The 12,167-nt window shown below is 40.5% G+C and carries 10 protein-coding genes; 3 read left to right on the plus strand and 7 right to left on the minus strand.

Annotated elements, in window-relative coordinates:
• Positions 1 to 90: 90 nt before the first annotated feature.
• Positions 91 to 1,431 (minus strand): ABC transporter substrate-binding protein, encoded by a 1,341-nt coding sequence (locus L1028_RS18930; RefSeq protein ID WP_234537393.1) that lies wholly within the window; start codon positions 1,429 to 1,431, stop codon positions 91 to 93.
• A gap of 174 nt (positions 1,432 to 1,605) precedes the next feature.
• Here L1028_RS18930 and L1028_RS18935 point away from each other — a divergent pair, with 174 nt between their 5' ends.
• Positions 1,606 to 3,441 (plus strand): sensor histidine kinase, encoded by a 1,836-nt coding sequence (locus L1028_RS18935; protein WP_234537396.1) that lies wholly within the window; start codon positions 1,606 to 1,608, stop codon positions 3,439 to 3,441.
• Positions 3,438 to 5,003, plus strand: a complete 1,566-nt coding sequence (locus L1028_RS18940; RefSeq protein WP_234537400.1) for a response regulator transcription factor — start codon at positions 3,438 to 3,440, stop codon at positions 5,001 to 5,003. The genes L1028_RS18935 and L1028_RS18940 overlap by 4 nt, the downstream gene beginning before the upstream one ends.
• A 54-nt stretch (positions 5,004 to 5,057) precedes the next feature.
• Here the strand turns inward: L1028_RS18940 and L1028_RS18945 are convergent, their stop codons facing one another.
• Positions 5,058 to 6,896, minus strand: coding sequence for a right-handed parallel beta-helix repeat-containing protein (locus L1028_RS18945; RefSeq protein ID WP_234537403.1), 1,839 nt, complete (start codon positions 6,894 to 6,896; stop codon positions 5,058 to 5,060).
• Positions 6,897 to 7,752: 856 nt separating this feature from the next.
• On the opposite strand from L1028_RS18945, the gene L1028_RS31335 reads away from it, so the two are divergent.
• Positions 7,753 to 7,878 (plus strand): hypothetical protein, encoded by a 126-nt coding sequence (locus L1028_RS31335; protein WP_279306884.1) that lies wholly within the window; start codon positions 7,753 to 7,755, stop codon positions 7,876 to 7,878.
• Positions 7,879 to 8,292: 414 nt separating this feature from the next.
• On the opposite strand, the gene L1028_RS18950 is transcribed toward L1028_RS31335, so the two are convergent.
• From L1028_RS18950 to glmS, 5 genes are all read right to left on the minus strand, one after another.
• The gene (locus L1028_RS18950; protein ID WP_234537405.1) at positions 8,293 to 8,499 is read right to left on the minus strand and encodes a hypothetical protein; all 207 of its coding nucleotides are present in this window, start codon (positions 8,497 to 8,499) and stop codon (positions 8,293 to 8,295) included.
• Positions 8,500 to 8,547: 48 nt separating this feature from the next.
• Positions 8,548 to 8,751 carry a helix-turn-helix transcriptional regulator gene (locus tag L1028_RS18955; protein WP_060623236.1) on the minus strand — a complete coding sequence of 68 codons (204 nt, stop codon included), beginning with the start codon at positions 8,749 to 8,751 and terminating at the stop codon, positions 8,548 to 8,550.
• Positions 8,752 to 8,766: 15 nt separating this feature from the next.
• Positions 8,767 to 9,165: a hypothetical protein gene (locus L1028_RS18960; RefSeq protein WP_234537408.1), complete on the minus strand. Its 399-nt coding sequence runs from the start codon at positions 9,163 to 9,165 to the stop codon at positions 8,767 to 8,769.
• A gap of 138 nt (positions 9,166 to 9,303) precedes the next feature.
• A complete protein-coding gene (locus L1028_RS18965; protein ID WP_234537426.1) occupies positions 9,304 to 9,513 on the minus strand; it encodes a hypothetical protein in 210 nt (69 codons plus the stop codon).
• A 519-nt stretch (positions 9,514 to 10,032) separates the two neighbouring features.
• Complete coding sequence (gene glmS, locus L1028_RS18970; protein WP_234537429.1) at positions 10,033 to 11,865, minus strand: glutamine--fructose-6-phosphate transaminase (isomerizing); 1,833 nt, start codon at positions 11,863 to 11,865, stop codon at positions 10,033 to 10,035.
• Positions 11,866 to 12,167: the final 302 nt, after the last annotated feature.

Here is a 12,167-nt window from a genome sequence, read left to right on the forward strand (position 1 = left end):
GCTTCTCTTCCTCCGTATTCTTAAAGTAGGAACTATACCTATTGTTTCGTAGATATAGTTCCTTATCTTTATGCTATTGAAATGAAAGGTTTAAAATCCTGGAATTTTTGCGATTTTTGCGTTTTTCGCATAAATATCTTGATGGTATTGCACGAATTGATCCGCTGTGATCTTTCCAGCCAAGAGCTCCATATACGCTGCTACCAAATCGTCATATGGCATAGGTACAACATAAGCGTCATCACCGTGTCTAGCGATCTTTCCAGTATTAACGAACGATTGGACTTCCTTCATCACTTCAGGCATTTTATCCGATACATCGATATCTTTAAACGGGCTAATCCCCGGTGCTTGCTCTAAGGCAGATTGCGCCTGTTCCTTATCCGTAATAAAGCGCAACAAATCCTTCGCTTCTTCAGGATGTTTACTGTTCTTCGCGATGAATACTTGCGTTCCGCCAGAAAGGGCAATCGTCTCTGATCCATCCTTATTCGGTAAAGGGAAGAATCCGATTTGAGCATTCGGATCTTGCTTTAGAACTTCAGGAACAATGAAACCTCCTTGGATGACCATCGCCGCGTCGCCTTTAGCAAGGGCTTGCTGTTGTTTCTCATAGGTTCCTGTAAACAAGTCTTTGTTGAAATATCCTTTCTTCGCCCAATCCTCTACTTGTTTATACTGTTCTACAAAATCCGGGATGTCCTTCCATTGAATCTCGTTTTTATTCAACTTATCCCAAACCTGTGGATCTGCACCACCCAGAATACCGACTACTGCGTTTCGATGCTGCAGCATCGTCCAGCCGTCTTTTGCGGCGAAATAGAATGGCGTTTTGCCGGCTGCTTTGATCGCTTCCAGATCTTTATTCAGCTCATCGATCGTTTTAGGAACAGAGAGCCCCAAGTCGGAGAACACTTTTTTGTTGTAGAATACGCCCCATGACCCGAGCTGAGATGGGTAAGGGAATGCGTAGATCTTTCCATCTGAATATTTAAGGGAATTAAGAACGACATCGTTAACTCGGCTCTCGAAGCCCTCTCCGGATATCTCCAGCAATTGGTTTGGAACATCATACTTCTGGTACGAACCGAAGAAGATATCAACATCACCGCCGCCTGAAAGCTTCGCTTTTACAAGGTTGTCATACTGATCATCTTGTATTGCTTGAATGTCCACTTTGTTTCCGGTTTTTTGCTCCCATTTCGCGATTAAATCCTTAATACCGCCTACAGCCAGTTGGCTTGCTGCTCCAATGTAACTAATCTTTACCGGTTCTTTCTTGTCCGGCGCAGCAGCCGTTTCTCCCGCACTCGTTCCCGAATCCGATGAAGTTGCGGCATTGTTGGATGATCCTGCTCCGCATCCCGCCAATGCCACGACCATTAGACTCGACATGAGCAACAACCAGCTATTCTTTGCAAATCTGTTCATCTTATGACCCCCTATTTATTAGTTGATCTCAATATTGTATATTGAAATCTCAAGTTAAATATAATGTTAGTGCTTAAGTTATGAAATATAGAATTCTGACTATCGAATTTATATATTTTTGATTATAATGTGGTTGATTAAGTAGACGAATATTCCCATTCGAGGAGCATCGATATGTTTCAAAAACTCAGATTGCAGAACAAACTTATGCTTACGATTATGATCGTGTTCTTCGTTATACTGCTCTCGTTCATGCTCTACCTTTATTCCTACATGAAATCATCACTATTAAAAACGGAACTTACCGGTTTAGTTCCAACAACGCAAAAAATTTCCGATCAATTGGATATGTTATACAAACAGCTAGATTATGCTGCATTAGGATTTACTAACAATCAGGAGAATTTGGACGTTATGGTAGAGATTAACGGTGCAGCGAACGAGAATGACAGTTACGTCGCGCTGTCTAGACTCGCTCACAATCTGAATGCGATCTATAACGTCGTCAATGATCTATACAAAGTCGTCGTCTTTAATGTAGACCAACATATTTTTTATTCATATTTTAGAGCCGATAATCTTGTTAAACAAATCCCTGATCCCTATACAAGCTCTATCAAAATGGCAGAGTTATTTAGAAATGACAAGCTTTTTGCCGTCCTGCCCCCGCATCTCGATGCTTGGTCCACGACGCCTGAGTCTGTCATCTCCGTCGTTAGGAAATTCAGCACGCCTTATTCCACCGATTTCGGAATGGTCGAGATTCAACTTCCTTACCGAAGCTTAGAACAGATAGCAACCATTCATAGTCAATCCTTTGAAAAGAAAATATACCTTTTTAACGCGGAAGGCGAACTCATTTTTCCGGTGTTGACGAATACAAGTGCACATGACCTGAATACGTTGAAGCAACTCAAACAACATATACGAGAGAAAACGCTTTCGAATGGCGTGCAGAAGCTGGATGGTGATTCTTCACTGATTAGCGCATATACGTCTAACTACTTGAATTGGACGACAGTCCTTATGGATGACGGTGTGAGTTTGCAGCAAAATTTACGCAACTATCGTCTAACCTTGTTGATGATCGGGCTGCTTATCTTGTTAGCCGTTGTAATCATCTATTATTTTGCGATTGGTAAACTGATCAATCCGCTATTAACACTGACGAGAAGAGTTCGGTCTGTAAGCTTAAATAATTTAACGTTTAGTACTGTTATCGAAGAAAATCGTGATTATGATGAAATTATGATATTGAATCGTTCCTTCGAACAAATGATAGATAAGCTCAAGCTTGCGATCAATACCGAATATGAGTCCCGGATCCGGAGCATCGAAGCAAATTATTCGGCACTTCAAGCTCAAATCAATCCGCATTTTCTGTTTAACACGTTGAACGTGATTGCCGTTCATTGTGAAGAGACGGATTCCATGGTCGCAGCAGATATGTGCTACCGTCTATCGGAAATGATGAGATACAGTGGCTCATCATCTCGACCAACAGCTATATTGGCGGATGAGATTAAATATTCCATTTATTACCTTGAATTGATGAAGCTTCATTATGATGAGAGCTTGTTGTATCAAGTGAGTATCCCGGATGAAATGACTCAACTTCACCTTCCCAAGCTGTCGCTTCAGCCTTTCGTAGAAAATGCAATAAATCATGGATTTGATACCTGTCTGCCCCCTTGGCATATAGAAATCGTCGGCCAATTTCATGGACCATCCGATTGGTGCATCAGGATTAAGGATAACGGATCAGGATTTGCCGCCGTGCCGCTTGAAGAATTGAGGAATACCTTCTCAGCTTATTGGGATAATTTTATGGAAGGCAAGCTGGTGGCTAACCTGCAAGTGTCAGGTATGGGGATCTTGAATACGTATGCTCGATTGCTGACACAATTTGGCGAGGACTTTTATTTCGACATTACCAATTTAGAACCTATAGGAAGCCAGATTGTCTTTGGTGTCCGTCCAACTAAGGAAGGAAATGATATTTCATCATGATTAAGGTCATCGTTGCAGAAGATAAACATCCAATACTTAGAAATTTAGTCAAGAAAATTGAAGGTTATAATTCACAGCTTCATGTAATAGGTGAAGCCTCAGACGGTATGACCGCATTTGAAATGTGCCTTCGGCTTAAACCACATATCGTTTTTACGGACATTCGGATGCCAGGAATGGATGGGTTAGAACTGATTAAGCAGCTCAAAGAAGCATGCCCAGAAACGATATTCGTTATTATTAGCGGTTATAGTGATTTTGAATATGCTCGGCAAGCGATCCAACTAGGTGTCAAGGAATATATGTTAAAGCCTGTCACCCAGCACGCAATGGATGAGGTGTTAGAACGTGTAACGCTTCTGGCTCTATCGCAATATGGTGCTAAGGAGCAGCAATACATTTCTGATTTACTGAAAGGCAGACATATTTCGACACCCCCATTCATGCCGGAAGCCGAAAATAAACCATACCACGTATTGATTATCTGTGTGGGTGCAATCTCCAAATTTCATATTGATCTTGCAAACCCTTATCATGATGTCTGGTTTAAATTTGATATGCCTCGATTTCTTGCCAATATTCGTTTTATTGCCTACGATAATGCGTGGGTATTTGATGGAGAAGCTATGAATGAGATTGTCGTCGTGTTTCGGTGTGGGACAGAGAGCGCCTTCCCTACGGAACCGTTATATGAAGCGTTTTACCAGGCTTTTAGTCAACAGCAAGAGCACTTTTTTACCTTTGCGATGAGTAACCGTATAGAGAAGCTATGCAATTTGAAGCTTGAATATCAATTAACGAGGATGATACTAAGCCATAATGCGGTCTTCGGAATGTCGAAGCTTATTCAAGTGGGTGACTATGCACTGAATGCTCCGAATCTGATAGATCCGGATAAATCGTTTGATAAGCAGAAGCTTCTGTCCTTCATGAAAAATAATAATAAAGAAGCCCTTCTAAGCGAAATCAAGTTATGTCTAGCTGATTGGGAAAGGTCTAAATTGTCGCAAATAAGCATTGAGTTATGCTTAACGCATATGCTGCAATGCATGTGCCAAGCTATGTTGCATCAGAATATCGTGAGCCGCGATCTAAAATTAGAACTCGATGAAGTCATCTCGATTTCAAAAGATTATCTATCCTTATTTCGAAATGTCTCCTTTCTATTCGAGAAGTTTTTCCATCACGCTCAAGGAAGTTTGGATTCTGCTTCAAATTCCGTGAAAAACGCAATTGAAATCGTAGACCAATATCTTCAGGACCATATGGCGGATGAAATTACTATCGCGGATATTGCGGATATGGTCAATTTTAATGTTTCATTCCTAAGCCGGGAGTTCAAGAAAATAAAAGGGATATCTCCAATCGAATATTTAACGCAGCTTAGGATTGAAAAGGCGAAACGGCTTATATTGGAGTCATCCAATCACAAATTTAAAGACATTGGATATATGGTTGGCTATAGTAATCCCTATTATTTCAGCAAAGTATTCAAATTAGTGACCGGATTAACACCCTCTGATTACAAAAATGCAAATGTCACGACAGAATATAAGGAATAACACAAGAAGCTGCTCCCATCTATAACGGGAAGCAGCTTCTTGTTATAATGCGCCTTAATACTGGCATTCTAACCTCTGACTTGCATCATTAAGTATTTCTTGTTGTGACATATTCATGATTTGGATTTGACGCGGGAAGTCTTCTTCAGGCATTTCGTTGCCGATGATCGTTACTTCGCTGCAACCATGAAGAGATATCAACGTATCGTCACTCATCTGTCGATCCGTCATTTCAATGCTACCGTTCAATCTCAGGATGTTTCTAGCTTGTACGGCATCCGTCTTCGTTATGGTATTATTTCGAAACATTAAATCTCTCGTGCTTTTTGCGTGAAGAACTAGAGAATCCGTTAGTTGAAAGTAGTTATCTTCAATAAGAATGTGCTCATGAACTGGTTGATTGACATCGACGCTGCGGTTTTCGGGCTCGATATAGAGCACGGGATGCTCTCTGCCCCCGCATTCGATAAATCGGTTTCTACGAATGATAACATCATTCACCCTCCCGGATTCAAACCAGCTACTCGCGTCATTCGCAATCAGGATCCCGCTCATAACGGTGCGTTCGAACAGATTATCTTCAATTACGACTTTTCCGGTACTGGTCGCAAGGATGCCACGGGTTGGAATTCTGGAAAAATGATTGTTACGTATCTCGACATCCGGATTCCATGTTACGTTTTCGATTACATCACCAGAGACAATGTTTTCAGGAACAGGTTTCTCCAAGGTTAGTAGCAGTTCGCGGGGACTAATTCGCTGAACGGTCATCACCTTATTCTTATCAAATACAGCTAATGTTTTTTCTCTTACAAAGTGAATATCGTCTCCAGGATAGAATCCATCTAAACCATAGGTTTGTGGATGCATAAAACGAACGATGACATGGTGTTTTTCTGGCACCTCAACAATTTTCAGGTGCGTGCCATGGATATTAATTGCATCATCATGCGATCCCATAAACCTGCTATTTTCAATTTTAATCAGACCTCTGCAGCTTGAGAAATGCATAAGATCCGCGAATGCGGCAGCGGTCCGTCCGGTTTCTGTACGTGGAGATAGATTGATATTATCAAATGTAATATCCTCGCTAAATTGGCTAACAATGCCTAGACCATGCATAAAATGAATACTTACGTTCTTCCATGAAATATGGCGGCTTCTATGGATGAAGGAACCGACTTGATCTCGTATTCCATCTCTGACTTGAAGAATTCTTCCTACCGGAACGGACGGCAGGTCAATAAAATGGAATCTTAAATGATTAGCCCCAATCTCCTCGACTTTACTGGCAGTCTCACACAAATTCTCAGCTCTCCAGGTCGTATTGGAAGCTAGATCAACTTCCTGCATATATCCGTGTTGAAAGCACCAACCCGAGCCAATCCAGAATAAGCGATCTTGACAGATTTCATACCTCGAATCCGGATGCACCTGCATGTCGATATAATGATCACCAACGGCAAGAACAGTCATCTCCGCCATCGTTGGATTTGCAACATCGATCCGTAAATTTTGTATTGTGACAAACTCACAAGCTTCGAATGCAATCATGGTTTGTTTCCCATGATACATCAGCAACGAATCGTTTCCTTCTATGGTTAATAGTCGGTGGCGATCAAAGTAAAGTCCAATCGTCTTTGTAATATCCGATACTTCTTCCTCGCTAGCCGTGTTCGAGATATTGTAGGGTACTCGTATGGCCTGATGAGAATAGATGTCATATCGCCCTTTAGGAAAATATAAGATAACGGGACCAATGACGCGTGAAGCGGCCTGGATGGCAAGACGAATTGCCATTGTGGAATCTTCGCCAGAATCAGGTAGTGCACCATAGTGCATGACATTTATTGTAATCAGCTCGGCTTCTGTTACTAGATTCATAACACTCATGAAAATACATCCTTTCTCTTTAAGATGATAATTTAATCATTGAGTATTATTTTAACGTCTAGCTGACAAGTTAATAAATAAATAAATTATTCTTTTTCCGTTATACTTTTTTGACTCGGGGTTATAGAGAGTGATTCATCTGATTATGATTATAAAATAGAATTCTTAATATAAAAGAAGAACGATAATCGGCTCATATTCATGGCTCTTTTCGACAATCTGTATATTTTGTTGTCACTCGACACCTTTTATACCTCAAACTCTTTTATTTTTGCATCCGGTCTTAATAACATATCTTGATTAAATGCTGCTAGCGGATCTCAATTCTTAGCCCAGTCATGATTTGCAAGAGCCCCTTTTCCCTAGTGTAATTACATCCGTAATTCCCGTTTGCAATCATCTCACTTGCCTTAGAAGGCTCCTCCAAATGCCCATTTATTATTTTACAAGACCTGCATTTTTATCATCGGCTATGGATACATGTTCTTGTCCTTTTAAAGGGCTCAGACCCGTTCCGTTAGAAAAACCGACCTCCACCCCTTAGTTAGATATGACGAAGGAATGAAAGGACATAGACCCGTTGAGACATGGGAGTGAAAATCGCTAGGGGCGACATGGAGACGTGCAGGATATGGAACAAATTAGGTGATATACTCTCACCTTTATTCTTGCATGCCCTTACAGTTGTCCCAAGCCACCTCCTCCTCTGTTTCCTTCTTATCTCACATTTAGCTTAAGGTGAAATCCTGCGAATTCATGAGCCTGCGTGAGTAAACTAAATCATTTCGAGGTAGTTTAATGCACTCACCTCACTCTGTATAACATATTCGTAAAAAGCAATAGATTTCCTTCTAAAATGGAGCTGCTCATTAACGTATCCTGCCCGTTAGCCATCCATGCACGCAAGATCGCTGCACCACAGAGGATGAAAATGGATACCTATGACTATACTGTTTGTACGGCTGGCGAAGAAGGTCGATAAGCTATGGTGCCATAGAGCCCAACCGTTAGTCTGACTCCGACCACCACGGTGCATCACAGAATGTCGCACCCTATATGGGTAGCACTCATGGGAGATTAATCCTTTTTTGGTTGTTGCACCAGCCTTGCCTTTTTGGTTGTTGTCACTGTGATTAAAGATCTACAATCTCTATATGATTACTCACGAGGCTCAGCCTTTTTTTAAAAAGCGTTATTATGGGTCTGCTTTAATATGCTTTTTCGAGTTTTGAGCTAATTTTATTTTCATGGGAGCTTAATAAAAACAAGGAACACTGCCGAGGCAAACTGTTCCTTGTTTCGTTCAACTATAGTGTCCCGTTAGCGTAATGATCCCTTTTGTTTAAGTGAGTTCATTCACAATATTTCAGTGAAAAATTAAATTCCTTATTTATTATTACTTCACAATAAATGCAACAATCCCTATTATAATAAACAGAATTCCACCCGAAAATTGTCCTAATCCTGAAGCTTCTCCCATTAACAGAAGATTAAATATGTTTTTGCTTTTTCGATTTTTTCCAAATAAGCCATCATCTGTTCTCATACGATAAATACCCCAAACTACTAAAACTAACCCAAAAATAAATGGTATAAAAATCATTACAATTCCTCCGTTGTTTGTTTAATATGTGCATCTTTGTGAAACGTATTATTTGTCATCCTCATCGAAAATAAAAGTTTCTTCAATTGATAAATTAAAAACTGAAGCTATTTTATACGCAAGTAACACAGATGGATTATACTTTTGTTTTTCTAATGAGATGATTGTTCTAGAAGATACACTTACTTTATCAGCTAGCTCTTGTTGAGTTATTCCTTGTTCTACTCGTAATTCTTTCACTCTATTTTTCATTAAATATCTCCTTGATTAAAGGACATGGTTATAATATTTTCTAGAACCAAATTCACTAATGATTAAAGATATTAAAACAATTAATAATGCAGTATTTGTAGGGATTACCACAAAATTAGTTAAAAACACAATAATTATAATTACATACATCAAAAAACGCATTGAAAAGCGAGAAACTTTTCCATCAATTAAAATATCTCTTTCATCATATTCCTTTGACATTTTCTTTTCTAATATTTTGTTATTTCGGGATTTAAGGTAAGAAATTATTGAAATCAACAAAATTATTCCACCTATGAATAACATGACATAGCCAAAATTAAATCCTTCCGATGTATCGAGATTTATTTGAATAAATCCTAATACCATTAACAAGATTGATAATAAAAGTCGCTGTATGAATAGTTTTTTCAAATGTAACTCTCCTAACTAACTTATTCTTCTGAGGTGAAGTTTGTTTCATATGAAGTTTATTTCATATGAAGTTAACTTCATAATAGCTTATTTCAAAATAAATAACAAATGGTAAATAATAGTGCTTTAAGTAACGGATTATTTCATCATTTGAACAATTTTGTTGTAATAGTGTTCAACTAATCTGCCCGTTAGCCATCCATGCAGCGCAAGATCGGCACTGCACCACAGAGGATGAAAATGGATACCTATGACTATACTGTTTGTACGGCTGGCGAAGAAGGTCGATAAGCTATGGTGCCATAGAGCCCAACCGTTAGTCTGACTCCGACCACCACGGTGCATCACAGAATGTCGCACCCTATATGGGTAGCACTCATGGGAGATTAATCCTTTTTTGGTTGTTGCACCAGCCTTGTCTTTTTGTTTGTTGTCAGTGTGATTAAAGATCTACAATCTCTATATGATTACTCACGAGGCTCAGCCTTTTTTTAAAAAGCGTTATTATGGGTCTGCTTTAATATGCTTTTTTTCGAGTTTTGAGCTAATTTTATTTTCATGGGAGCTTAATGAAGCATTGTCAGTCTAATACTTTATTTTCTCAGTCTACAACTTTATTTGCCGAGTCTAACACTTTATTTTTCAGTCTAGAACTCTATTTTCATTTGACACTTTGTTTTCTTCTAATAATACTCACCCCTACATACAAAACAGAGCCGTCCTTTACATTTAAAGGACGGCTCCTGATATTTGTTTAATTACAATCTTTATTTTTTAGTTACGGACTTTATTTTTCAGTTACAAACTTTATTTTTTAGTTACAAACAATATTTAACGAATTCAGATTTTTTTGGGAAAGGTTATAACCTACTCCACAGTAACACTCTTCGCCAAGTTACGTGGTTTATCCACATCATGACCTAGCGCAAGAGAAGCATAATAAGACAATAATTGCAGAGGTACTACGGACAACGCTGCTGTGAGCATTGGCAGTGTCTTAGGAATAACAAACACTTGATCCACTGATCTAAGCAGGTCAGTCAAATGTTCTTGATGAGTGATCGCAAGCACGTCAGCTCCGCGAGCTTTCACTTCCTTGATGTTGCTGACAGTCTTCTCAAGCACAGCTTCCTGAGTTGCCAGGGCAATAACCGGAACGCCTTCCTCGATCAAAGCCAACGTACCATGTTTCAACTCACCTGCAGCATAAGCTTCGGAGTGAATATAAGAGATTTCTTTCAGCTTCAAGGAACCTTCTTGAGCTACTGCGTAGTCTACGCCGCGGCCGATGAAGAACAGGTTCTTATGCTCAGAAATTTGTTCTGCATAACCTTTGATCGCTTCTTTTTGAGCTAGAATCTCTTCCACTTGTTCTGGTAGAGCTTGCATAGCTGCTAGAATCTTAGCCACTTGTCCTTCGGTTTGTGTACCACGCACTTCAGCCAAATAAAGAGCGAACAAACCGAAAGCGACCAATTGTGAAGTGTAGGCTTTGGTCGAGGCTACTGCAATTTCAGGACCTGCCAAGGTTACCAACACATCATTCGCTTCGCGAGCAATAGAGCTGCCCACTACGTTAGTGATCGCCAATACATGTGCACCGTTAGCTTGCGCTTCACGAAGAGCTGCCAAAGTATCTGCAGTCTCACCGGATTGGCTGACAACGATAACCAAAGTTTCCGGGGTCACGATTGGTGAACGGTAACGATATTCCGAAGCAATGTCATTCTCTACTGGAATACGAACCAAAGATTCGATCATAGTACGTCCTACCACACCAGCGTTGTATGCCGTTCCGCAAGCAACGACTTGGATGTTACGGATGTTCTTGATTTGTTCTTCAGTCATGTTCAATTCTGGCAAAATAACCTTATTACCTTCGGCATTAATACGACCACGCATAGTGTCGCGGTAAGCCTTAGGCTGCTCGTGGATTTCTTTCAACATGAAATGCTCATAGCCGCCTTTTTCTGCGGTAACTGCATCCCAATCGACAGTAATCATTTCCCGAGAAATAAAGTTTCCTTCAATCGTCATCAGTTCGACAGCATCTCTTGTCAAGACTGCCATTTCGCCGTCGTTCAAAATATATACGTTACGGGTATACTCAAGCAATGCAGGAATATCTGACCCGATAAAGTTTTCCCCTTCGCCAAGACCGATAATGAGCGGGCTCGCTTGACGAACAGCCACCAATTTGTCTGGTTCATATTCAGTCAGGACGCCTAATGCAAACGCACCGCGCATGTAGGTAATCGCTTTTTGCACAGCTTTCACGATATCCCCATCATATTCGCGAGCGATCAGGTGTGAAATAACTTCTGTATCTGTTTCGGAGACAAAGTGGCATCCGCCAGCAATCAGCTCTTCTTTTAGATCCAGATAGTTTTCGACAATACCGTTGTGAACGACAGAGAACTTCATGCTGTTATCCGTATGCGGATGGGAGTTCTCATCGGATGGTTTGCCGTGAGTTGCCCAGCGTGTGTGTCCGATACCTGCGCTACCTGCCAGTGGGCTGCCTTCCAGCTTCGACTGCAGATTCGCCAAACGGCCTTGTGCTTTCACTACTTGCAGTCCTTCTTGGGTAAATACAGCAATACCAGCGGAATCATATCCCCGATACTCCAGCTTCTTCAATCCTTCAACCAAGATCCCCTGCGAATTCTGATTACCAATATATCCTACAATACCACACATTATAATTTCCCCCGTCCGAGTTATCGTAATGCGGCGGCATAAGGAAAGAAACGTGCCGTGCGGCATGTTTTTGAGAAAAAGCAAATATTCTGTTGTATTTTTGGATCAACAAAATAAACTGTCACTTACATCTTATGTTCATGAAATGCACAGCCTTCTTCTCTGCCGTGGCAGAACTACCGTGTTTCTTTACGATGCGCGCACACATGAATTTTATATTTCTTATGCACCCATGAAAACGTTGTGTGAAAGGTCGCCCTTCCATTTTCCGTCTCCATTTACGGCTCTGGTGCATCACCGGG

Origin of the sequence: Paenibacillus pseudetheri (genome assembly GCF_924513355.1) — a bacterium.
GTDB classification, from domain to species: domain Bacteria; phylum Bacillota; class Bacilli; order Paenibacillales; family Paenibacillaceae; genus Paenibacillus_AQ; species Paenibacillus_AQ pseudetheri.

Bases quoted from the DNA above. Each gene is read 5' to 3' on its own strand.
- L1028_RS18930 (WP_234537393.1), bottom strand. From the start codon at position 1,431: ATGAACAGATTTGCAAAGAATAGCTGGTTGTTGCTCATGTCGAGTCTA.
- L1028_RS18935 (WP_234537396.1), top strand. From the start codon at position 1,606: ATGTTTCAAAAACTCAGATTGCAGAACAAACTTATGCTTACGATTATG.
- L1028_RS18940 (WP_234537400.1), top strand. From the start codon at position 3,438: ATGATTAAGGTCATCGTTGCAGAAGATAAACATCCAATACTTAGAAAT.
- L1028_RS18945 (WP_234537403.1), bottom strand. From the start codon at position 6,896: ATGAGTGTTATGAATCTAGTAACAGAAGCCGAGCTGATTACAATAAAT.
- L1028_RS31335 (WP_279306884.1), top strand. From the start codon at position 7,753: ATGGAGCTGCTCATTAACGTATCCTGCCCGTTAGCCATCCATGCACGC.
- L1028_RS18950 (WP_234537405.1), bottom strand. From the start codon at position 8,499: ATGATTTTTATACCATTTATTTTTGGGTTAGTTTTAGTAGTTTGGGGT.
- L1028_RS18955 (WP_060623236.1), bottom strand. From the start codon at position 8,751: ATGAAAAATAGAGTGAAAGAATTACGAGTAGAACAAGGAATAACTCAA.
- glmS (WP_234537429.1), bottom strand. From the start codon at position 11,865: ATGTGTGGTATTGTAGGATATATTGGTAATCAGAATTCGCAGGGGATC.